Below are 20,507 nucleotides of genomic sequence, written 5' to 3'. Positions count from 1 at the left end.
CATGTCGAATTGCCGAACTGCTCCCCGCCCTACTTCAGCAGCCCCTTCTCCTTGTAGTACCGCTCGGCACCGGGGTGCAGCGGCACCGGCATGCCGGCGAGCGCCTTGGCCGGGTCGATCGCCTTGGCGGCGGCATGTGCTGCGGCCAGCTGGTCGAGATGGTCGAACATCAGCTTGGTCATCTGATAGGCGGTCTCGTCGGAGACATCGGCGCGGGTGATGAGGAAATTGCCGACTGCGGCGGTCGCGACATCCTCGCTCTGGCCCTCATAGGTACCCTTGGGAATGACCACGGAAAGATAGGGTGAGCCGATCTTGGCGACGTCCTCGGCGGGAACCGCAACGACATTGATCGGCACGGAGGTGGCGAGGTCGCGGATCGAGGCGACGCCGAGCCCGGCCGATTGCAGCGTGGCGTCGAGTTGGCGGTTCTTGATCAGCTCCACCGATTCGGCGAAGGGCAGATATTCGACGCGGCCGAGATCTTCGTATTTCAGTCCGGCGGCGGCGAAGATGGCGCGGGCGTTGAGCTCGGTACCGGACGCCGGCGCGCCGACCGACAGGCTCTTGCCCTTGAGGTCGGCCAGCGTCTTGATGCCGGACTCCTGGCTGGCGACGATCTGGATGTAATTGGGATAGATGGCGGCGATGCCGCGCAATTTGTCGAGCTTGCCGGGGAAACCGGCCTCGGCATTGCCTTCGGCGGCAAGCTTGACGGAATCGCCGAGCGCAAAGGCGATCTCGCCCTTGCCCTGCTGCAGCAGATTGAGGTTTTCGACCGAAGCCTTGGTCGCCTGCACCTGGGTGCGGGCGCCTTGGATGCCCTTGCCGTAGATTTCCGACAGCGCCACGCCGAGCGGATAATAGACGCCGGATGTGCCTCCGGTCAGCACATTGATGAATTCCTGCGCGCCGGCCGATACGGTGCCGAGGCCAAGCGACAGCGCCATTGCGCCGACAGCAACAAATTTCGTTCTGAAATGGAACATCTGATTTCCTCCCTTAATAGCGGCCGCATCACCTCCCTGACGCGAACAGGGGCGAGTTTAGACGGCAGACGGCAAATGCCAACCCGCAATTGCACCCATTAGACGAACGGTTGAGTGCTGCCGCGGTGGGCGCCGGCTTGCGCATGGCACGACCAAGGCCGAAAAGATTTTCGCGGCGCCTGTCGAAATCGGTCCAGGCCACGCGACATAGGATCGGCCAGCAACGAAGCGGCCTTCGAGAAAACGGGAGAAGACCATGCGATACATGCTTTTGATCTACGTCAACGAAGCCGCGATGGCGGCCGCGCCGACCGATAAGACCTATGAGATCAGCGCTGCCTACGGCGCCTATACCGATGCTTTGAAGAAATCCGGCGCCTGGCTGGCCGGCGACCGGCTGAAGCCGACCCAGGCGGCCACTTCGGTGCGGATGGCCAATGGCAAGACCAACGTGCTCGATGGCCCCTATGCCGACACCAAGGAGCAGCTCGCCGGTTTCTACATGATCGAGGCTGAAGACGCCGATGCCGCTATCGCCTGGGCGGCGCGCTGCCCCGCCGCCAGCACCGGCACGGTCGAGCTGCGGCCGATCTGGGAACAGACCATGTGATGGAGAATGGCCTGGAGATCGCGCGGGCGGCGGCGGAAACCGCCGCCCGGCAAAGCTACGGTAAGCTTGTCGCCTGGCTCGCGGCGCGCACGCGCGACGTGGCTGGCGCCGAGGACGCGCTGGCCGATGCCTTTGCAGCCGCACTGGAGCGATGGCCTCGAACCGGCGTACCCAAGAAACCGGAAGCCTGGCTGCTGGCGGTGGCAAGGCGGCGCGGCGTCGATGCGGTGCGGCGCCGGCTGACCAGCGAGGCCGGCCGCGAGCATCTCAAGCTGTTTGCGCAGGAAGCGGAGGCGCGCATGACCGACGAAGACCTGCCCGACGAACGGTTGCGGCTGATGTTCGCCTGCGCTCATCCGGCGATCGAATCCAGCGTGCGTTCGCCGCTCATCCTGCAGACGGTGCTGGGGTTCGACGCCGCGACGATCGCTTCCGCCTTTCTGGTCTCGCCGGCAACGATGGGCCAGCGCCTGGTGCGCGCCAAGAGCCGCATCCGTGAAACCGGCATCCCGTTCCGCGTGCCGGAGCGGGCCGAGCTCGGCGAACGGCTGGACGCGGTGCTGGAAGCGATCTACGCCGCCTTCGCCGAAGGCTGGTCCGATCCGGCCGGCACCGAAACGCGGCGCCGTAATCTGGCGACCGAAGGCATCTGGCTCGGCCGCCTGGTGGCTTCGCTGTTGCCTGAGGAGCCCGAGGCGCTTGGCCTGTTGTCGCTGATGCTGTTCGCCGAAGCGCGCCGCGCCGCACGGCGCGATGCGGCCGGCGATTATGTGCCGCTGGCCGAGCAGGACCATACGCTCTGGGATCGCGCTTTGGTCGATGAGGCGGAAGCGTTGCTCGGCCGCGCCGCCACCATGGGCGTCATCGGCCGCTACCAGCTCGAGGCGGCCGTGCAGTCCGCGCATGCGGCACGAAGGCTCACCGGCCGCACCGACTGGGCGGCGATCCGCGAGCTCTACGACGCGCTGCTTTCGATCGCAGGATCGCCGGTGGTGGCGATCAACCGCGCGGTGGCGATCGCCGAGGCCGAGGGCGCCGTGGCCGGATTGGCAGCCCTTTACGTGCTGGGCGACGACAAGCGGCTTGAAGACTATCAGCCCTATTGGGCAGCCCGCGCTGGTCTGCTGGCCAGGCTTGGTCAGGTGCCACAGGCAACCGAGGCCTATGATCGGGCGATCGGCCTCGAACGCGACCCGGCGGTGCGCCGGTTCCTGCAAGGTAAAAGAGCGGTGCTTCGAAACTGAGCCTCGCCAAGGCGGCGCCTTGCCGGCTCGTTCAGCCTGGCCACATCTCATGCGACCTGTTGAGCGTCTTCATCAGGGGGTGCCCGCGCAGCTTCGACCACAGACGCTCGATCTCAGGCCAGGCCGCCCGCGCCTTGTCGATGTCGGGATGCCAGGCCACCAGCATGACCAGATAGATGTCGGCCAGCGACATCCGGTCCCCGACCAGCCAGTCACGGCCTTGGAACGCGGCATCGAGAACGGCAAAGCCACGGTCCATCTCGGCGACGGCTGCCTGCTTGACCGCGTTGGTGCCGTCGGCATCGGCCGTGTACCGATACGCGTAGTAGAAACGCAGCACCGCCGGATAGAGCACCGACGACATGAAGGCCATCCAGCGCAGGAAATCGGCGCGGGCAGGCGCGTCGACCGCCGGCGCCAAATTGGCATCGGGATGACGCTCGGCAAGCAGGATGCAGATCGCCGCCGATTCGGTCATCGAGCTTCCGTCCGGCAAGGTCAGCACCGGCACCTGGTTCAACGGACTGATGTCGAGGAAGGCGGGATCGGGCCGGTCGGTCTTCGGCACATCGATCTGCTCGAACGGTGCATTCGCCAGCACCAGCGCCGCCTCGACGACGAAGCCGCCGCTGCCAGGACGGGTGTAGAGCTTGTACATAAATTCTCCCCCGGCCGTGCAAAGCAGGCCAGGGGCGATATGAACCGGAAGCGGTGTCGCGCTCAAGCCGCCGATGGCGGCCACGGGCGTTTTTTCAGCGGGCCAGCCTGGTCACGAAGAAGCGTCGGATTACGATCCCAGCCCCTCGAACAGGATTGTCGACAGATAACGCTCGGCGAAGGATGGGATGACCACCACAAGATTCTTGCCCTTGTTCTCCGGCCGCGAGCCGACGACGATGGCCGCCTGCAGGGCGGCGCCCGAAGAGATGCCGACCGGCACGCCTTCGAGGCGGGCGACGAGGCGGGCATTGGCCACGGAATCCTCGTTCGACACCTTGACGATCTCGTCATAGATCGTCGTGTCGAGGATTTTGGGCGCAAAGCCGGCGCCGATGCCCTGGATCTTGTGCGGGCCGGGCTGGCCGCCCGACAGAACCGGCGAGGAGTCCGGCTCGACGGCGACGACATGCACGGAAGGCTTGCGCTTCTTCAGCACCTGGCCGACGCCGGTGATGGTGCCGCCGGTGCCGATGCCGGCGACGAAGATATCGACCTCGCCATGCGTATCGTTCCAGATTTCCTCGGCCGTCGTCGTGCGATGGATTTCCGGATTGGCCGGGTTCTCGAACTGCTGCGGGATGATCGCATTGGGGATCGTCGCGGCCAGTTCGTCGGCCTTGGCGATGGCGCCCTTCATGCCTTTCGGGCCTTCCGTCAGCACCAGTTCGGCGCCGAGCAGCGCCAGCATTTTCCGGCGCTCGATCGACATCGTTTCGGGCATCGTCAGGATCAGCTTGTAGCCCTTGGCGGCAGCGGCGAAGGCAAGCGCGATGCCGGTGTTGCCTGACGTCGGTTCGATCAGCGTCGTCTTGCCGGGAGAAATCTTGCCTGACGCCTCCAGCGCCTCGATCATCGCCACGCCGATACGGTCCTTGACCGAGGCGATCGGATTGAAGAATTCGAGCTTGGCGATGAGATTGGCGACGATGCCCTTTTCCCGAGCGAATTTGTCGAGCCGCACCAGCGGCGTGTCGCCGATCGTGTCGGTGATGGAATCATAGACGCGGCCGCGGCCGGGCACGCGGGCGGATGTGACGGGCTTGTTCATTGGTTTCGCTCCCAGAATTTCAGGCAAGTGGAGAATTTCAGGCAAGTGGCCTTCCAGCCGGCAGGATAGGGCTTTCAGCCGCGCAACATAAGCTGTCGGCCGAAAATATCCGAGTGGGCGCCGTGTCGAAAACATCCCTGTCTCGGAAAAGCATTTCCCGCAAAGGCGGGTTTGCGAAATGCTTTGGCCGAAAGCCTCTATTGGCGGGCGGCAATCGCCGCAGCGGCACCGACCATGAAGCCGGCGGCCGCGCGGTTCAGCGCCTTGAGCGCGCGCGGCGATTTCAGGAACCAGCGCGCCTTGGCGGCCAGCGCCAGATACGGCACCAGCACCACCAGAAGCACGACGACCGTCAGCGCGACGAGAATGCCGTAGTCGGCCAGCGTGATGGTCTTCAGGTCGACGATGGTCGGCGTAATCGCAAGGTAGAAGATCATCGTCTTCGGATTGCCGAGTGTGACGGTCAGGCCGGCGGCAAAGCTCGACAGCAAGCCACCCTTGCCTTTTCTGGCCTCGACAGTCTCGGGCGTGATGCCGCTGTTCCAGAACCGTCAGCCGAGAAAGGCAAGATAGGCGACGCCAAGCCATTTGATGGCGAGAAAGACCATGCCGAAACTCTGGGCGACGAAGGCGAGGCCAAGCACCACGGCGGTCAGATAGGTGATGTCGCCAACCATCAGGCCAAAGGACATCGCCAGCGACGAGCGGAAGCCGGAGCCGAGCGCACGGGCGACCAGCGCGGTGATGCCGGGACCAGGAATCGCGGCGGCGATGCCAAGAGCGGCGCTGTAGGCGAGGAATCCGGTAAGGGTCATGGTTGCAACCTTGCGCGACGCTGCTATCGCGGCATCCTATCGCACAAAGTCCGGCGGTCGTGAATTCCCTGAAAATCGGATTCGATTGTGCGAACTGCGCTCAGGAACGACCGCCGCCATGGGTGATACGCCAGATGGTGCCGTTGCCGTCCTCAGTGACGATCAGCGCACCATCCAGGGCCACCGCCACGCCGACCGGCCGGCCCCAGACCTCGCCGTCTGAGACGACGAAACCGGTGATGAAATCCTCATATTCGCCGGTTGGCTTGCCGTCCTTGAACAGCAACCGCACCACCTTGTAGCCGGTCCGGTTGCCGCGGTTCCATGAACCGTGCAAAGCGACGAAAGCATCGCCCTTGTATTCAGCCGGAAAGCTCTTCCCCTCGTAGAAGGCGATGTTGAGCGGCGCCGAATGCGCCTGCATCAGCACATCGGGAACGGTCGTTTTGCCGGCAAGATCGGGGCGCGCACCCTTGTGGCGCGGATCCTCATTGTCGCCGATGTAGTACCAGGGCCAGCCATAGAAGGCGCCCTCCTTGACCACGGTCGCGTATTCGGGCGGTACATTGTCGCCAAGCGCATCGCGTTCGTTGACGACGCACCACAGCGCGCCGGTCGCCGGCTGCACGGTCATACCCGAGCAGTTGCGCAGGCCGGTGGCAAAGATACGGCCGTTCTTGCCATCGGGATCGAAGGCCAGCACGTCGGCGCGGCCGTCTTCGGATCCCCAGGCTGCACCCAGCGGCTGCGATTTCGCCCAGGCATCGAGTCCGCCTTTCGGCTCCTGGCCCATGTCCTCGGCGACATTCGATCCCGATCCGACCGACAGATATAGCGTCTTGCCGTCCGACGAGAAGGCGATATCGCGGGTCCAATGATGATTGGCCGGGATGTTGTCGACGATGGTTTCTGGATCGCCGGAGGCCTTCAGGTCGCCATTGCGGTAGGCAAAGCGCACGATGCTGTCGCTGTTGGCGACATAGACCCATTGCGGGTCAGCGCCCGGCGGATAAAAGGCAATGCCGTAGGGCTGGTTGAGATTGCCGGCAAAGATGCCGTCCTGCGCCGGCTTCGCACTGCCTTCGGCGAGGCGATAGATGCGGACCTGGTTGGCCTCGCTGTCGGCGACGAACAGGTCACCATTCGGCGCGACGCGCACGACGCGTGGATTGTCGATGCCAGATGCAACCAGCTCGGCCGAGAACCCCGGCGGCAGTTGCAGCTTCGCGTCTGCCGGCGTGTCCGCGACGCCGGCGCTGTTCGAGGTCGACCGGGTGGCATAGGGCTTAGGCAAATCGTCCGGTCTGATCAGGCGGCGTGTGCCCGGCTTGTCCGCCCGCCAGTCGCCGAAGGCGGCCGCGCCTTTGAGCACCGGTTCGTCCGCCTGCTGGGCGAATGACGCAGTCGAGAGAAACAGTGCGGCGGAAATTGCGGGGCCGGCAAAACGCATCATTCGGTCCTCCAATGTTCGGGCGTGAGAACAGGAACGAGCGGTTTCGTCGATCGTTCCACGGCACACGATGAGGTGAAGGAAGCTTCCGGTTTCCCGGCTCAGGTCCCGGCGGCGTAAAAATCGTCGTCGAGGCGTTTTTCCAACTCGACGAGATCAGCCGGCAGCGGCAAGCCCATGGCGCGCATTTCCTGCAGTTTTTCAAGCAACTGCTCCTGGATCTCGTGCTGGTCCTCCGGCTGGTTGACCATCTCCTCCAGCAGCAGGCTGATCCGGGCCTTGAATTCTTCGAGCGCCATCGTCGTCTCCTCGGTTAGATCAGCTCAACGGAGCATGCGCGATATCAGCTGCGCCGTGTAATCGACCATCGGCACGATGCGGGCATAGTTGAGCCGGGTCGGGCCGATGACGCCGAGCGCGCCGACGACGCGGGCATCCTTGTCGCGATAGGGGGCGACCACCAGCGACGAGCCCGACAGCGAAAACAGCTTGTTTTCCGAGCCGATGAAGATGCGCACGCCCGAGCCCTGCTCGGCGAGATCAAGCAGCTGGATCAGTCCGTCCTGCGTCTCCATGTCCTCGAACAGATGGCGCAGCAGTTCGATGTCGGCCTGGGCGGTGACGTTTTCGAGCAGATTGGCCCGCCCGCGCACGATGAGCCGTGCCGGCAGGCCGCTGTCGGCGCCGGCCCACACCGCCAGCCCCTTCTCGACCAGGTCCTGCGACAGCGTGTCGAGCGCGGCCCTGGTCTCTTCCTTGATACGGGCGATCTCGATCCGCGCCTCGGCCAGCGTGCGGCCGCGTATATGGGCGTTGAGGAAATTCGAGGCCTCGTGCAGTTGCGAGACGGTGATGCCCGCGGGCAGTTCGACGACGCGGTTCTCGACGTCGCCATTCTGCGACACCAGCACCGCCAGCGCCTTGGTCGGTTCGAGCTGGATGAATTCGATGTGCTTCAGCGCCACCTCGTTTTTGGCGGCCAGCACCAGGCCGGCGCCGCGCGACATGCCCGACAGCATCTGGCTGGCCTCGGTCAGCATGTGCTCCAGCGTCGCGCCCGAGCCGGACGCCCGAACCTGTGCCTCGATGGCGCGGCGCTCCTCGTCGGAAAGGTCGCCAAGCTCCATGAAGGCATCGACAAAAAAACGCAGGCCGGCCTGCGTCGGCAGCCGGCCGGCCGAGATGTGCGGCGCGTAGATCAGGCCGAGATGCTCGAGGTCGCTCATGACATTGCGGATGGTCGCCGGCGACAGCGAGGACGGCAGGATGCGCGACAGGCTGCGCGAGCCCACCGGTTCACCGTCCCTGAGGTAGGAATCGACGATGCGCCGGAAGATGTCGCGGGAACGCATATCGAGCGACTGAAGCGCGGGCGACTGCGAACTCGGATCGACTGCCTTGGTCATACGGCCAAAAACCTCCGGCCCAAGGATATAGACTTACACTGCACCCGCGCAACCCGGTGTCTGTGTCAGATCACCCGGTGTCTTTGTGAGAGCACTCTGTGTCTGTGTCAGATCGTCAGGCCATTTTCCTTTGCGCCACGCGTCCCATGCGGTTACAAGCCGGCCAAGATTCCGAAAAATGACAAGAAAGCAGCCTGAATGCGCCCTTCCAAACGCCAATTCGACGAAATGCGTGCCATCTCCTTCGAGCGCGGCGTCTCCAAGCATGCCGAAGGCTCATGCCTGGTGAAGTTCGGCGACACGCATGTCCTGTGCACGGCCAGCCTCGAGGAAAAAGTGCCGGGCTGGATGCGCAATTCCGGCAAAGGCTGGGTGACGGCGGAATACGGCATGCTGCCGCGCTCGACCGGCGAGCGCATGCGCCGCGAGGCTTCGGCCGGCAAGCAGGGCGGCCGCACGCTGGAAATCCAGCGGCTGATCGGCCGCTCCCTGCGCGCCGTGGTCGACCTCCAGGCGCTGGGCGAGCAGCAGATCACCGTCGACTGCGACGTCATCCAGGCCGATGGCGGCACCCGCACCGCCTCGATCACCGGCGGCTGGGTGGCGCTGTATGACTGCCTGCGCTGGATGGAAGCGCGCCAGATGGCCAGCGTCGCCAAGGTGCTGAAGGACCATGTCGCTGCGATCTCCTGCGGCATCCATGACGGCCAGCCGGTCATCGACCTCGACTATATCGAGGATTCCTCCGCCGGCACCGACGCCAATTTCGTCATGACCGGCAAGGGCGGCATCGTCGAGATCCAGGGCACCGCCGAGGGCGAGCCTTTCTCCGAAGAGCAGTTCGCGGACTTGATGGGCCTGGCCAAGAAAGGCATCCAGCGCCTAGTCAGCCTGCAGCAGATGGCAGTGGCTTAGGTTCTCAATGCCGAGCTTGAGCGCCCCCCTCTGGCCTGCCGGCCATCTCCCCCTCCAGGGGGGAGATCGGGTATTCGATCGGCTTTCGCCAACTGTCGACGGTGCAGGATCTGGAGCGGCGCCGAAGCCGCCAATCTCCCCACTTGAGGGGGGTGAGGCGGGGTCCGCGAAGCGGACGGAAAGCCAATTGCTTGGCTTTCCGAACGACGAACGCCCGGAGCGGCAGCGAAGGGCCGGGGCCGGCAGGACAGAGGGGGGTGCCTCGTGATTCCCTCGGCAATCCTGGAATCAGCCCTTTACGTCACCGACCTTGACGCTGCCGAGAAGTTCTACACCGACATCCTCGGCCTCAATCTCCTCGGCAAAGTCGAAGGCCGCCATCTCTTCTTCCGCTGCGGACCGGGCGTGCTGCTCGTCTTCAATGCCGCAGCGACGAAAGTGCCGCCGGCGCCCGACGCCCGGCTGCCGGTGCCGCCGCACGGTGCGGTAGGCCAGGGTCATCTGTGCTTTGCGGCAACCGCCGATGAAATCGCTGGCTGGAAAGCGCATCTCGCGGCGAAGAGGATCGCCATCGAAAGCGAATTCGAGTGGCCGCAGGGCGGCCGTTCGATCTATATACGCGACCCCTCGGGCAATTCGATCGAATTTGCCGAGCCAAGAATCTGGGGCCTTTGATGCATTCTCTCGATGGCAAGAAGATCGTCGTCGCCAGCCACAATGACGGCAAGCTGCGTGAATTCGCCGATCTGATGGGGCCGTTCGGCTTCGAAGCGAAGTCGGCCAAGGAGTATGGCCTGCCGGAGCCGGATGAGACCGGCACCACCTTCGAGGAGAACGCTTACATCAAGGCGCTGGCCGCCGCCCAGGCGACCGGCCTGCCGGCATTGTCGGACGATTCCGGCCTGTGCGTCGACGCGCTTGATGGTGCGCCTGGCGTCTACACCGCCAACTGGGCCGAGACCCCGGATGGCAGCAGAGATTTCGGCATGGCCATGCAACGCACCGAAGTGGCGTTGCAGGAAGTTGGAGCGGCCTTGCCGCAACAGCGCAAGGGACGCTTCGTCGCCGTCATCTGCCTGGCGTTTCCCGACGGCGAGGCGGAATATTATCGCGGCGAGGCCGAAGGCACGCTGGTCTGGCCGCCGCGCGGCGAACTCGGCTTCGGCTATGATCCTGTGTTCCTGCCCGATGGCTTCGAAAAAACCTTCGGCGAAATGAGCGCTGAGGAAAAGCATGGCTGGAAGCCCGGCCAGGCCACGGCGCTGTCGCATCGCGCCCGCGCCTTCCAGAAGTTCGCCAGAGCGAGATTGGGCTCGGCATGAGCATGCTGCTCGACCGGGCGCCCGGCTTCGGCGTCTATGTCCATTGGCCGTTCTGCGCGGCCAAATGCCCCTATTGCGATTTCAACAGCCATGTCCGCCACCAGCCGGTCGACCAGGACCGCTTTGCCAGCGCCTTCGAGGCTGAGCTGGCAACGATGCGCGAGCGCACCGGGCCGCGCGAGGTGACCAGCATTTTTCTCGGCGGCGGCACGCCGTCGCTGATGAAGCCCGAAACCGTGGCCAGGGTTCTGGACGCGGTGGCCAAGAACTGGACCGTTCCAGATGGCATCGAGGTGACGCTGGAGGCCAATCCCTCCTCGGTCGAGGCCGAGCGCTTTCGCGGATATCGGGTGGCCGGGATCAATCGCGTGTCGCTCGGCGTGCAGGCGCTGAACGACAAGGATCTGCGCTTCCTCGGCCGGCTGCACAATGTCGACGAGGCGCTGCACGCCATCGGGCTCGCGCGCGGGATTTTTCCGCGGCTGTCCTTCGATCTCATCTACGCCCGCCCCGGCCAGACGCCGGAGGCTTGGGCAGCGGAGCTGGAACAGGCGATCGGCCATGCCGCCGATCATCTGTCGCTCTACCAGCTGACCATCGAGGAAGGCACGCCCTTCCACGCGCTGCATGCGGCGAAGAAATTCATAATTCCCGACAACGACCACGCCGCCGACCTCTATGCGCTGACGCAGGAGATCACCACGGCGCATGGCCTGCCGGCCTACGAGATTTCCAACCACGCCAGACCGGGCGCCGAGAGCCGGCACAACCTCACCTATTGGCGCTATGGCGAATATGTCGGCGTCGGCCCCGGCGCGCATGGCCGCTTCGTCGAGAACGGCCGCCGCACGGTGACGATCGCCGAGCGGATGCCGGAAACCTGGGCCAATCTGGTCGAGGCCAAGGGCCATGGCGTCACCGGCGGCGAAATCCTGACGCGCTCGGAAGAGGCCGACGAATTCCTGTTGATGGGCCTGCGGCTGGCCGAAGGCATCGACCTCTCCCGCTACGAGGCGTTCTCCGGACGCGGCCTGTCGAGCGCGCGGCTGTCGATGCTGCAGGGAGAGGGGCTGGTGGCGCCGATCGGCAATGCGCGTCTCCGCGCCACGGCCGCCGGCATGATCGTGCTCGACGCCGTGGTCGCGGACCTGGCGCGCTAACCCTTGAAGAACGTCCTCTTCGTATGCAGCCAGAACCGCTTGCGCAGCCCGACCGCCGAACAGGTGTTTTCAACGCGCCGGGATATCGAGGTCGCGTCGGCTGGAACCAACCACGATGCGGACACGCCGCTGACGCATGAATTGGTGGCTTGGGCCGACCTCATCGTCGTCATGGAAAAGGCGCACCGCACCAAGTTGCAGAAGAAATTCAAGGCCAGCCTGAAGAAGGCTCGCGTGATCTGCCTCGATATACCTGATAACTATGAATTCATGGATCTGGAGTTGATTAGCCTTCTGAAGGCACGCGTTTCACGGTATCTCGGTTGAGACGACAACCGCGAAGGCCATCGGCATGAACCTGACCGTATCCTCCTGGCAATTCTGGGCCCTGCTCTCGGCGGCATTCGCGGCCCTGACGGCGATCTTCGCCAAGGTCGGCATCGAGAACATCAATTCCGATTTCGCCACCTTCATCCGCACGGTCATCATCCTGATCGTGCTCGGCGCCGTCCTGCTCGCCAGCGGCCAGTTCCAGTCGCCGGCTACGATCTCGGGAAAGACCTGGGCCTTCCTCGGCCTGTCCGGTCTGGCGACCGGCGCCTCATGGCTCTGCTATTTTCGTGCCCTGAAGATCGGCAATGCGGCGCAGGTGGCGCCGATCGACAAGCTAAGCGTCGTGCTTGTGGCGGTGTTTGGCGCGGCCTTTCTCGGCGAGCGACTCACCGGAGCGAACTGGCTTGGCGTCGCCCTTATCGCGGCGGGCGCGGTGCTGGTCGCCTATCGAGGGTAGTTGCGCGCCGTTGCGGGCGCTCTTTGTTTCAAGACGGGTGATGAAGATATCGAAGCGATTGGGCATCGTCCGGTCAGTGCTCCGTCGTGCTGTCAGGTTTGTTGCTGTGCCTGCCGTTCGTCGGCGAGGTGCTCTCGGTCCGCTCTTTGGTCAGGCTGTTCTCGGTCTTGGCGGGCGGGCGCTTGGCCGTGGCGGCAACGCGGTTGCGGCCGGCATAGTAGGGCTCGAAAGCGTCCTGAATCTTCAGGCTGTCCATCCTGTCCTCCTCCGGAATCAGGGGGCTAATCTGCCAACGCCGGTTTGGTTCCCCACTGTGGCAAAGGAAAGGCGAATTCCTTACATCGGCGTCAGCTTTGCAAGCCCGCGTCAGCCGTGCCAAACAGGGCTGAATGGAGAAGTCATCAGTGACCGCAGAGACGGGCAAGCGCAGCTATGTGGTCGGGCAGACGGAGATCGCGGCCCGGCCGCTGGAACCAGCGCTTTATCTGGTGGCGACGCCGATCGGCAATCTCGCCGACATCACGCTGCGCGCGCTGGAGAGCCTGGCCGCCGCCGACATCGTCGCTTGCGAAGACACGCGGGTGTCGCGCGTGCTGCTCGACCGTTATGGCATCCGCCGCCGAACCACGGCCTATCATGAGCATAATGCCGGAGAGGCCGGGCCGAAGCTGATCGCGGCGCTCCAGGCCGGACAGAGCGTGGCGCTGATCTCCGACGCCGGCACGCCGCTGGTATCCGATCCCGGCTACCGGCTGGTCGGCGAGGCGCTCGACCACGGCATTCGCGTCGTGCCGATCCCCGGCCCGTCGGCGCCGCTCGCGGCGTTGACCGCATCCGGCCTGCCCTCCGATGCCTTCATGTTCGCCGGATTTTTGCCGGTCAAATCAGGGCAGCGGCTGACGCGGCTGGAGGCGCTGAAAGCCGTGCCGGCGACGCTGATCTTCTTCGAATCGCCGCGCCGGCTGGCCGAATCCCTCGGTGCCATGGTCGAAGCGCTGGGCGGCGAGCGAAAGGCGGCGATCGGCCGTGAATTGACCAAGACCTTCGAGGAGATGCGCACCGGCACGTTGCAGGCGCTGGCCGACCACTATGCTGCGGCCGATACGCCGAAGGGCGAGATCGTCGTCTGCGTCGGTCCGGCCGAGGCCAGGGCGGACGAGCCCGCCGACATCGACCGTCTGCTTCTGTCGCTTGCCGCCGAGATGCCGGCCTCCAAGGCGGCGGCGGAAGCCGCGAAGATGACCGGCGGCCAGAAACAGGCGCTCTATCGGCGATTGCTGGAGCTCAAGGATGCTTCCGGAGAGGGCGTTGGCTGAACGCCCGGTCGCCAGCCGCCAAAATGCCTATCGGCGCGGCCATCGCGGCGAATGGCTGGCCGCATTAGCGCTGATGCTCAAGGGCTACCGGATCCTGGCGCGCCGTCACCGCACGCGCTTCGGCGAGATCGACCTGATCGCGCGGCGCGGCGATCTGGTGCTGTTCGTCGAGGTCAAGGCGCGGCGCACGCTGATGGAAGCCATGGAGGCGATCGGCCACGAATCGGAGCGTCGAATAGAAGGCGCAGCCGACATCTGGCTGTCGCGCCAAGCGGACTACGGGAGACTGTCGATGCGCTTCGACATGGTCGCGGTGCTGCCCTGGCGCTGGCCCGTGCATGTCGAGAACGCGTTTTATGGAAGGAATTGAGGGGCCACTGACGGGCGTTGCTCGCCCTTCGCAGGCTCAGGGCGTTCGTCGTTCGGAAAGCCAAGCAATTGGCTTTCCGTCCGCTTCGCGGACCACTCCTCACCCCCAGATCATCAACGCCACCAGACCAACGCCGCCCACCACCAGCCGCCACCAGCCGAACAGCGAGTAGCCGTTGCGCGAGACGTAATCGAGCAGGAAGCGCACAACGATGAGCGCCGTGACGAAGGCGGCGACGAAGCCTACGGCGATGATCGGCAGGTCGGCACTGCTCAGCACGTTGCGGTTCTTGAACAGGTCGAAGGCGAAGGCGCCGACCATGGTCGGGATCGCAAGGAAGAAGGAAAATTCAGCGGCCGCGCGCTTATCGACGCCCAAAAGCAGCGCGCCGACGATGGTCGAGCCCGAACGCGATGTGCCGGGAATGAGCGACAGGCACTGGAAAAGCCCGATCTGCAGGTAAAGCCTGGTCGGGAACCGCTCGACGTCGCGGTAGACCGGCTTGAGGTTCATGCGGTCGACCACCAGCAGCACGACGCCGCCGATGATCAGCATGACGCAGATCAGCCTCGGCGATTCGAACAGCACCGTCTTGATGAAATCATGCGCCAGCGCGCCGATGATCGCCGCCGGCAGGAAGGCGACCAGGATGCCGATGACGAAATGCCGCGTCAGCCGGTCATGCGGCAGGTCGAGCAGCATCTGCCACAGCCGGCGGAAATAGACGCTGAGGATCGCCAGGATCGCACCGAGCTGGATCAGGATCTCGAAGGCCTTGCCGGTCGAGTGGAAGCCGAGGAAATGGCCGGCAAGCAGGATATGGCCGGTCGACGACACCGGGATGAATTCGGTCAGCCCCTCCAGCAGGCCGAGCAGCAGGGCTTCGACGATGGTCTGGCTTTCCATGGCTACCTCGGCATTGGCGTGACGGCTAGAGCATGATGCCGAAAAGTGTGAAGCGGTTTTCGGACGACATCATGCTCTATCTCTAGAGAAACGGCTTGCTTGTCATGGCGTTGAAGTCCCCCTATAGGTCGCAACACCCTGACGGCCCGCTAACCGGGCGGCCAAGACTTACCGGTGCGCCCTGCGATTCGCCAGTGCGCTTTATCATCGCGGAACCATGCTGACGCTTTTCCACCATCCCATGTTCGCCACCTGTCGCTTCGTCCGCCTCGCTTTCGGCGAGTATGGCGAGGAGCTGGCCCTGATCGAGGAAAAGCCGTGGACCCGGCGCAAGGAGTTCCTGGCGCTGAACCCGGCCGGCACGCTGCCGATCCTCTTGGCCGAGGGCGACGTGCCGATCGTCGGAGCGACGGTGATCTCGGAGTATCTCGATGAAACGCGCGGCGTCCTGAAGCGCGACAAGCGGCTGTTCGCCGAAGATCCGATGCAGCGCGCAGAAATCCGCCGGCTGATCGACTGGTACCTCAACAAGGCCGAAAGCGAAGTCACCCGCCATCTGGTGCGTGAGCGCGTGCTGAAGCCGGTGATGCCGGAAACGGCGGGCGGCGGCTCACCCGATTCGGGCGCGATCCGTGCCGCGCGCGCCAACATCCGCCAGCATATGAAATACACCAATTGGCTGGCCGGCACCCGTCATTGGCTGGCGGGCTCAAGGGTCACCTATGCCGATCTGGCGGCCGCCGCCACGCTGTCGGTGCTCGATTATCTCGGCGAGATCGACTGGCGCGAGCACGCCGCGGCGCGCGAATGGTACACACGGGTGAAGTCGCGGCCCTCTTTCCGGCCGCTTTTGACCGACCGCGTGCGCGGCCTGTCACCGGTGTCGCATTATGCGGACCTCGACTTCTGACGCCGCAAAACTGCGCGCGCTGATCGATGCGGAGGCGCAGCGCGCCGGCTTCGATGCCGTCGCCGTCACCTCTCCCGATGCGATCCCGCTGGCGCCGGCGCGCCTGGCTGAATTCGTCGCCGACGGGTTTCACGGCTCAATGGACTGGATCGCCGAGACGCTGCAACGCCGTGCCGAACCGACGGCACTGTGGCCGCAGGTGCGCTCGATCATCGTGCTGGCGATGAATTATGGCCCCGATCATGATCCGCTCGGCGTGCTGGCCAAGCGCGACCGCGGCGCGATCTCGGTCTATGCGCAGAACCGCGACTATCACGATGTGATGAAGGGACGGCTGAAGGAGATCGCCGGCAAGATCGTGGCGCGTGCCGGCGGTGATGTGAAGGTATTCGTCGACACCGCACCTGTCATGGAAAAGCCGTTGGCCGAGGCCGCCGGGCTCGGCTGGCAAGGCAAGCACACCAATCTGGTCAGCCGCGAGCACGGCTCCTGGCTGTTCCTCGGCACCATCTTCACCACAGCCGAACTCGTGCCCGACCGCGCCGAGATCGACCACTGCGGCTCTTGCCGCGCCTGCCTCGACGCCTGCCCGACCGATGCTTTTCCGGCGCCCTACCGGCTCGATGCGCGGCGCTGCATTTCCTATCTCACCATCGAGAACAAAGGGCCAATTCCGCACGAATTCCGCGAAAAGATCGGCAACCGCATCTATGGCTGCGACGATTGCCTCGCCGCGTGCCCGTGGAACAAGTTCGCCAGGACGGCTTCGGAGGCAAAGCTCGCTGCCCGCGACGATCTGCGCGAACCGCTGCTCGCCGACCTGCTGGGCCTCGATGACGCGTCTTTCCGCGTCTTTTTCTCGGGTTCGCCGATAAAACGCATCGGCCGCGATCGCTTTGTCCGCAATGTATTGATCGCCGCCGGCAATTCCGGCGAAGCGTCGCTGTCTGGCGCGGTGCGTACGCTGCTCGACGATCCGTCGCCGCTGGTGCGGGGCGCGGCAATATGGGCGCTGGCGCGGCTGGTGCCCGATGCCGAATACTCCGAACGGGCAGCCATCGGCCTGAAAACCGAGAGCGACGAAGCCGTGCGCGACGAATGGCGTCTGGCGCGGCCAACCAGGGCGAATGCATGAGCGAAAAACAGGTCTTCATCTTCGGCGCCGGCTATTCCGGCAAGGCCTTCGCCCGAGCCAGCAGGGCTTTTGCCCGAGCTAACACAGGCGCCGCGACGATCTTCGGCACGACACGCTCGCCGGAAAAATTCGAGACGCTACGGCAGGCCGGCATCGCGCCGCTGCTGTTCGACGGCGCGATGACCGGCGAAATCGGTGATGCATTGGGGAAAACAACGCATCTGCTGATCTCGGTTGCGCCGGAAGAGGCCGGCGATCCCGTTCTGAATGCCGCGCGAGAGGCAATCGCTCAAATGCCTTTGCTGGAATGGATCGGCTATCTCTCCACGGTCGGGGTTTACGGCAATTATGACGGCGCGTGGGTCGATGAAACGGCTGAATGCCGGCCGGTATCTAAGCGCTCGGTGATGCGGGTGGCCGCCGAACGAGACTGGCTGGAACTGGGCCGCGAGATCGGCCGACCTGCGGCGATCCTGCGGCTTTCCGGGATTTACGGCCCGGGCCGTAACGCCTTGGTCAATCTGGACAACGGCAGCGCAAGGCGGCTGGTCAAGCCGGACCAGGTGTTCAATCGCGTCCATTGCGACGACATTGCAGGCGCCCTGTGGCAGCTCATCACTGGCAATACCGGCGGCATCTTCAACGTCACCGACGATCTGCCGGCGCCGCCGCAGGACGTCGTCGCCTATGCCGCTTCATTGATGGGTATCGAACCGCCGTCCGAAATTCCCTTCGACGCCGCCCAACTTTCGCCCATGGCGCGGTCCTTCTATGGCGAGAACAAGCGTGTCGCCAACGCGGCGATCAAGGCGGCGGGCTATTCCCTGCGCTTTCCGGACTACCGTGCCGCCTTCGACCATATGTGGGCGAGCGGCGACTGGCGCGACGGCGAGGCGCGCAGCCCGATGAAGCGCTAAACGCAACCGCTCTATCGATCGAAGCGTTGCGCGTTGCATGCTATGATTCGGCCTTGGATTGCGGCGGGGACCCGGTTTCATGAAAACAGCGATACGGCCATTTCTCGGAAAAAAATTCCGGCTGGCGGCCGCTCTCGGCCTGTTCGTCCTTGCCGGTCTAGCCGTACAGCCAGTCGCGGCCGAAGAACGGGCAAAGGACCTGTTCGGCGCCAAGAAACTGCCGGCCGCGACTGCGGCGCAATCGATCGGCTTCTATTCGAAGGGCTGTTTTGCCGGCGGCGTCGCCATTCCCATGGACGGTCCGACCTGGGAGGTGATGCGGCCTTCGCGCAACCGTCGCTGGGGCCATCCGGCGATGATCGCGGTGATCGAGAAACTGTCTCGCGACGCGGCAGCCGATGGTTGGCCGGGCTTGCTGATCGGCGACATTTCGCAGCCGCGCGGCGGCCCGATGATGACCGGGCATGCCTCGCACCAGATCGGGCTCGACGCCGACATATGGCTGACGCCGATGCCCAGCCGCCCGCTCTCGATGGCGCAGCGCGAATCGATGAGTGCCACCTTGATGGTCGACGAGAAGACCCATCTGGTGAAGGACGCGCTGTGGACGCCGGCGCACACAAGGCTTCTGAAGCGGGCGGCGAGCTACAGCCAGGTCGAGCGTATCCTGGTCAATCCGGGCATCAAGAAGAAGCTCTGCGACACCGTCAGGGGCGACCGCGGCTGGCTGCGCAAGATCAGGCCGTTCTGGGGCCACGACTATCATTTCCACATGCGCATCGGCTGTCAGCCGGGTTCGCCCGGCTGCAAGGCGCAGGAAGCGACGCCGGACGATGATGGCTGCGGTAAACCGCTGGCCTGGTGGTTTACCGAGGAGCCGTGGCGTCCCAACAAGAACCCGGATGCACCGAAGGCCCGCGACGTGATGACGATGGCGAACCTGCCGAGCGAGTGCCGCGCCGTGCTCGACGCGCCGGGGCCGGCCTCCGCCGAGGCCGCGACCTACCGTGGCGGCGGCGTGCCGGTTGCGGTGGCAGCGCCCGAACCCGAAGCGCCGTCGCTGCCCGCCACGGCAGCTAGTGGCGCGGCCGGATTGCCAAGCGCGGTGAACGCCTTCACAGAGACCCCCGAGATCGGCGTGCCGCTGCCGCGGCCACGGCCCCCGGGGAACTGACGGTCGCGGCGCCCATCGGCGGACTCAATCGGTTTAACGTGCCGTTTTTGTGAATAGTGGCCATTTGGCCGCAGAAGCTGTGTCTGCGCGCCGCCGGGGTCGAAAACCGTTTCCCTTTTCAAACCCATGCGCTAGTCAACGGAAGAACGGCTACATGCCGCCGGGGGCGCCGGAGACGGACGAGAGCATGCCAGGCACAGGCGACGACGATACTTTGTTGCGGTTTCCGATCCTTATCGGGGACATCGGCGGCACCAATGCGCGCTTTTCGATCGTGCTCGACGCCAATTCCGAGGCAGGCGAGCCGGCCATCGTCCAGACGGCGACCTACAACACCATCGACGAGGCGATCCAGGCGGCCGTGCTCGACCGCTCGTCGGTGCGCCCCAATTCGGCGGTGCTGGCGGTGGCCGGTCCGGTCGACGGCGACGAGATCGAGCTGACCAACTGCCCCTGGATCGTCAAGCCGCGAAAAATGTTCGCCAGCCTCGGCCTGAGCGATGTCGTCGTGCTCAACGATTTCGAGGCGCAGGCGCTGGCCGTCGTCGCGCTCGGCGAGGAGCACATGGAAAAGATCGGCGGCGGCACGCCGGAGCCCAATGCCGGGCGCGTCGTGCTCGGCCCCGGAACCGGGCTCGGCGTCGCCGGGCTGGTCCACGCGCTGCACCACTGGATACCGGTGCCGGGCGAGGGCGGCCACATGGATATAGGTCCGCGCACGCCGCGCGATTTCGAGGTTTTCCCGCATATCGAGAAGCTGGAGGGCCGCATTTCCGGCGAGCAGATCCTGTGCGGACGCGGTCTGGTCAATGTCTATCGGGCGGTTGCCAAGGCAGACGGCAAGCCATCACCTTTCACCACGCCGGCCGAGATCACTGCCGCGGCACTTGCGAAAACCGATCCGGTTGCCGAGGAAGCGCTGGAGACCTTCGTCACCTGCCTTGGGCGCACCGCAGGCGACCTTGCTCTGGTGTTCATGAGTCGCGGCGGCGTGTTTCTCACCGGCGGCATCGCGCAGAAGATCGTGCCGGCGCTGAAAGCCGGCAATTTCCGCACTGCCTTCGAGGATAAGGCGCCGCACAGCGCGATGATGCGCACCATGCCGGTGTACGTCATCACCCACCCGCTGGCCGCACTTCTGGGCCTTGCCGCCTATGCCAGGAACCCCTCGCTGTTCGGTGTCCAGACCGAGGGCCGGCGTTGGCGCGACGAAGTTAGTCACCCCGAGGCATAGGCAAGCCGGCTGCTTGGCGTTAAGAGGGGTGCCGAATTGCCCGGCCGCGGGAAGCGGAAATCTACGAAGCGTTCCG

General features: G+C 64.8%; 23 protein-coding genes and 1 pseudogene. 15 read left to right on the top strand and 9 right to left on the bottom strand.

Annotated features, from left to right (window positions below; all coding sequences use genetic code 11):
* Positions 1-29: 29 nt before the first annotated feature.
* Positions 30-989: a TAXI family TRAP transporter solute-binding subunit gene (locus tag LB558_RS10350; RefSeq protein ID WP_224697466.1), complete on the bottom strand. Its 960-nt coding sequence runs from the start codon at positions 987-989 to the stop codon at positions 30-32.
* A 256-nt stretch (positions 990-1,245) separates the two neighbouring features.
* Between LB558_RS10350 and LB558_RS10345 the strand changes: the two genes are divergently transcribed.
* Positions 1,246-1,599: a YciI family protein gene (locus tag LB558_RS10345; protein WP_224697465.1), complete on the top strand. Its 354-nt coding sequence runs from the start codon at positions 1,246-1,248 to the stop codon at positions 1,597-1,599.
* Entirely contained in the window at positions 1,599-2,843 is a 1,245-nt protein-coding gene (locus LB558_RS10340; protein ID WP_224697676.1) for an RNA polymerase sigma factor, read from the top strand. The genes LB558_RS10345 and LB558_RS10340 overlap by 1 nt, the downstream gene beginning before the upstream one ends.
* Before the next feature lie 31 nt (positions 2,844-2,874).
* On the opposite strand, the gene LB558_RS10335 is transcribed toward LB558_RS10340, so the two are convergent.
* From LB558_RS10335 to hrcA, 6 genes and pseudogenes are all read right to left on the bottom strand, one after another.
* Positions 2,875-3,501, bottom strand: a complete 627-nt coding sequence (locus LB558_RS10335; protein WP_224697464.1) for a glutathione S-transferase family protein — start codon at positions 3,499-3,501, stop codon at positions 2,875-2,877.
* A 129-nt stretch (positions 3,502-3,630) separates the two neighbouring features.
* Positions 3,631-4,611: a cysteine synthase A gene (cysK, locus tag LB558_RS10330; RefSeq protein ID WP_127297572.1), complete on the bottom strand. Its 981-nt coding sequence runs from the start codon at positions 4,609-4,611 to the stop codon at positions 3,631-3,633.
* A 197-nt stretch (positions 4,612-4,808) separates the two neighbouring features.
* Positions 4,809-5,426: pseudogene (locus tag LB558_RS10325) on the bottom strand (LysE family translocator).
* Positions 5,427-5,526: 100 nt separating this feature from the next.
* Positions 5,527-6,879 (bottom strand): PQQ-dependent sugar dehydrogenase, encoded by a 1,353-nt coding sequence (locus tag LB558_RS10320; RefSeq protein WP_224697463.1) that lies wholly within the window; start codon positions 6,877-6,879, stop codon positions 5,527-5,529.
* Between the two features lie 98 nt (positions 6,880-6,977).
* Positions 6,978-7,175: a hypothetical protein gene (locus LB558_RS10315; RefSeq protein ID WP_224697462.1), complete on the bottom strand. Its 198-nt coding sequence runs from the start codon at positions 7,173-7,175 to the stop codon at positions 6,978-6,980.
* Between the two features lie 24 nt (positions 7,176-7,199).
* On the bottom strand, positions 7,200-8,282 hold the full coding sequence (gene hrcA / locus LB558_RS10310) for a heat-inducible transcriptional repressor HrcA (RefSeq protein ID WP_224697461.1): 1,083 nt from the start codon (positions 8,280-8,282) through the stop codon (positions 7,200-7,202).
* A gap of 198 nt (positions 8,283-8,480) precedes the next feature.
* Between hrcA and rph the strand changes: the two genes are divergently transcribed.
* The 6 genes from rph to LB558_RS10280 all read left to right on the top strand — a co-directional run bounded on the left by rph (position 8,481) and on the right by LB558_RS10280 (position 12,469).
* A complete protein-coding gene (gene rph, locus LB558_RS10305) occupies positions 8,481-9,197 on the top strand; it encodes a ribonuclease PH (RefSeq protein ID WP_056585385.1) in 717 nt (238 codons plus the stop codon).
* A gap of 264 nt (positions 9,198-9,461) precedes the next feature.
* Complete coding sequence (locus LB558_RS10300; RefSeq protein ID WP_224697460.1) at positions 9,462-9,872, top strand: VOC family protein; 411 nt, start codon at positions 9,462-9,464, stop codon at positions 9,870-9,872.
* Positions 9,872-10,519, top strand: a complete 648-nt coding sequence (gene rdgB / locus LB558_RS10295; protein WP_224697459.1) for an RdgB/HAM1 family non-canonical purine NTP pyrophosphatase — start codon at positions 9,872-9,874, stop codon at positions 10,517-10,519. Before LB558_RS10300 ends, rdgB begins: the two co-directional genes overlap by 1 nt.
* Positions 10,516-11,679, top strand: coding sequence for a radical SAM family heme chaperone HemW (hemW, locus tag LB558_RS10290; RefSeq protein ID WP_224697458.1), 1,164 nt, complete (start codon positions 10,516-10,518; stop codon positions 11,677-11,679). Before rdgB ends, hemW begins: the two co-directional genes overlap by 4 nt.
* 3 nt (positions 11,680-11,682) lie before the next feature.
* Complete coding sequence (locus tag LB558_RS10285; RefSeq protein WP_224697457.1) at positions 11,683-12,006, top strand: low molecular weight protein tyrosine phosphatase family protein; 324 nt, start codon at positions 11,683-11,685, stop codon at positions 12,004-12,006.
* A 25-nt stretch (positions 12,007-12,031) separates the two neighbouring features.
* Positions 12,032-12,469, top strand: coding sequence for an EamA family transporter (locus LB558_RS10280; RefSeq protein ID WP_224697456.1), 438 nt, complete (start codon positions 12,032-12,034; stop codon positions 12,467-12,469).
* 73 nt (positions 12,470-12,542) lie between these two features.
* Here LB558_RS10280 and LB558_RS10275 read toward each other — a convergent pair whose 3' ends face one another.
* Complete coding sequence (locus tag LB558_RS10275) at positions 12,543-12,725, bottom strand: hypothetical protein (protein WP_224697455.1); 183 nt, start codon at positions 12,723-12,725, stop codon at positions 12,543-12,545.
* Positions 12,726-12,858: 133 nt separating this feature from the next.
* On the opposite strand from LB558_RS10275, the gene rsmI reads away from it, so the two are divergent.
* Together rsmI and LB558_RS10265 are read left to right on the top strand one after the other, a co-directional pair.
* Positions 12,859-13,785 carry a 16S rRNA (cytidine(1402)-2'-O)-methyltransferase gene (gene rsmI, locus LB558_RS10270; RefSeq protein ID WP_224697454.1) on the top strand — a complete coding sequence of 309 codons (927 nt, stop codon included), beginning with the start codon at positions 12,859-12,861 and terminating at the stop codon, positions 13,783-13,785.
* Complete coding sequence (locus tag LB558_RS10265) at positions 13,778-14,155, top strand: YraN family protein (RefSeq protein WP_224697453.1); 378 nt, start codon at positions 13,778-13,780, stop codon at positions 14,153-14,155. Before rsmI ends, LB558_RS10265 begins: the two co-directional genes overlap by 8 nt.
* 99 nt (positions 14,156-14,254) lie before the next feature.
* Here LB558_RS10265 and LB558_RS10260 read toward each other — a convergent pair whose 3' ends face one another.
* Complete coding sequence (locus LB558_RS10260) at positions 14,255-15,061, bottom strand: undecaprenyl-diphosphate phosphatase (RefSeq protein WP_224697452.1); 807 nt, start codon at positions 15,059-15,061, stop codon at positions 14,255-14,257.
* A 217-nt stretch (positions 15,062-15,278) separates the two neighbouring features.
* On the opposite strand from LB558_RS10260, the gene LB558_RS10255 reads away from it, so the two are divergent.
* The 5 genes from LB558_RS10255 to LB558_RS10235 all read left to right on the top strand — a co-directional run bounded on the left by LB558_RS10255 (position 15,279) and on the right by LB558_RS10235 (position 20,431).
* The gene (locus tag LB558_RS10255) at positions 15,279-15,971 is read left to right on the top strand and encodes a glutathione S-transferase family protein (RefSeq protein WP_109667600.1); all 693 of its coding nucleotides are present in this window, start codon (positions 15,279-15,281) and stop codon (positions 15,969-15,971) included.
* Complete coding sequence (queG, locus tag LB558_RS10250; RefSeq protein WP_224697451.1) at positions 15,952-17,106, top strand: tRNA epoxyqueuosine(34) reductase QueG; 1,155 nt, start codon at positions 15,952-15,954, stop codon at positions 17,104-17,106. Before LB558_RS10255 ends, queG begins: the two co-directional genes overlap by 20 nt.
* A complete protein-coding gene (locus tag LB558_RS10245) occupies positions 17,103-18,023 on the top strand; it encodes an SDR family oxidoreductase (RefSeq protein ID WP_224697450.1) in 921 nt (306 codons plus the stop codon). Before queG ends, LB558_RS10245 begins: the two co-directional genes overlap by 4 nt.
* Before the next feature lie 79 nt (positions 18,024-18,102).
* Entirely contained in the window at positions 18,103-19,197 is a 1,095-nt protein-coding gene (gene mepA, locus LB558_RS10240) for a penicillin-insensitive murein endopeptidase (protein ID WP_224697449.1), read from the top strand.
* Between the two features lie 187 nt (positions 19,198-19,384).
* Positions 19,385-20,431 carry a glucokinase gene (locus LB558_RS10235; RefSeq protein ID WP_224697448.1) on the top strand — a complete coding sequence of 349 codons (1,047 nt, stop codon included), beginning with the start codon at positions 19,385-19,387 and terminating at the stop codon, positions 20,429-20,431.
* Positions 20,432-20,507: the final 76 nt, after the last annotated feature.

Source organism: Mesorhizobium sp. CO1-1-8, from assembly GCF_020164875.1.
Taxonomy (GTDB): domain Bacteria; phylum Pseudomonadota; class Alphaproteobacteria; order Rhizobiales; family Rhizobiaceae; genus Mesorhizobium.
Note: the sequence above shows the minus strand (reverse complement) of the source record. Positions and strands in the feature narration are given on the sequence as shown.

Bases quoted from the DNA above. Each gene is read 5' to 3' on its own strand.
- LB558_RS10280 (WP_224697456.1), top strand. From the start codon at position 12,032: ATGAACCTGACCGTATCCTCCTGGCAATTCTGGGCCCTGCTCTCGGCG.
- mepA (WP_224697449.1), top strand. From the start codon at position 18,103: ATGAAAACAGCGATACGGCCATTTCTCGGAAAAAAATTCCGGCTGGCG.
- queG (WP_224697451.1), top strand. From the start codon at position 15,952: ATGCGGACCTCGACTTCTGACGCCGCAAAACTGCGCGCGCTGATCGAT.
- LB558_RS10315 (WP_224697462.1), bottom strand. From the start codon at position 7,175: ATGGCGCTCGAAGAATTCAAGGCCCGGATCAGCCTGCTGCTGGAGGAG.
- rdgB (WP_224697459.1), top strand. From the start codon at position 9,872: ATGCATTCTCTCGATGGCAAGAAGATCGTCGTCGCCAGCCACAATGAC.
- LB558_RS10335 (WP_224697464.1), bottom strand. From the start codon at position 3,501: ATGTACAAGCTCTACACCCGTCCTGGCAGCGGCGGCTTCGTCGTCGAG.
- LB558_RS10345 (WP_224697465.1), top strand. From the start codon at position 1,246: ATGCGATACATGCTTTTGATCTACGTCAACGAAGCCGCGATGGCGGCC.
- rsmI (WP_224697454.1), top strand. From the start codon at position 12,859: ATGGAGAAGTCATCAGTGACCGCAGAGACGGGCAAGCGCAGCTATGTG.
- LB558_RS10245 (WP_224697450.1), top strand. From the start codon at position 17,103: ATGAGCGAAAAACAGGTCTTCATCTTCGGCGCCGGCTATTCCGGCAAG.
- cysK (WP_127297572.1), bottom strand. From the start codon at position 4,611: ATGAACAAGCCCGTCACATCCGCCCGCGTGCCCGGCCGCGGCCGCGTC.
- LB558_RS10260 (WP_224697452.1), bottom strand. From the start codon at position 15,061: ATGGAAAGCCAGACCATCGTCGAAGCCCTGCTGCTCGGCCTGCTGGAG.
- hrcA (WP_224697461.1), bottom strand. From the start codon at position 8,282: ATGACCAAGGCAGTCGATCCGAGTTCGCAGTCGCCCGCGCTTCAGTCG.
- LB558_RS10235 (WP_224697448.1), top strand. From the start codon at position 19,385: ATGCCAGGCACAGGCGACGACGATACTTTGTTGCGGTTTCCGATCCTT.
- LB558_RS10255 (WP_109667600.1), top strand. From the start codon at position 15,279: ATGCTGACGCTTTTCCACCATCCCATGTTCGCCACCTGTCGCTTCGTC.
- rph (WP_056585385.1), top strand. From the start codon at position 8,481: ATGCGCCCTTCCAAACGCCAATTCGACGAAATGCGTGCCATCTCCTTC.
- LB558_RS10340 (WP_224697676.1), top strand. From the start codon at position 1,599: ATGGAGAATGGCCTGGAGATCGCGCGGGCGGCGGCGGAAACCGCCGCC.
- LB558_RS10350 (WP_224697466.1), bottom strand. From the start codon at position 989: ATGTTCCATTTCAGAACGAAATTTGTTGCTGTCGGCGCAATGGCGCTG.
- hemW (WP_224697458.1), top strand. From the start codon at position 10,516: ATGAGCATGCTGCTCGACCGGGCGCCCGGCTTCGGCGTCTATGTCCAT.
- LB558_RS10320 (WP_224697463.1), bottom strand. From the start codon at position 6,879: ATGATGCGTTTTGCCGGCCCCGCAATTTCCGCCGCACTGTTTCTCTCG.
- LB558_RS10275 (WP_224697455.1), bottom strand. From the start codon at position 12,725: ATGGACAGCCTGAAGATTCAGGACGCTTTCGAGCCCTACTATGCCGGC.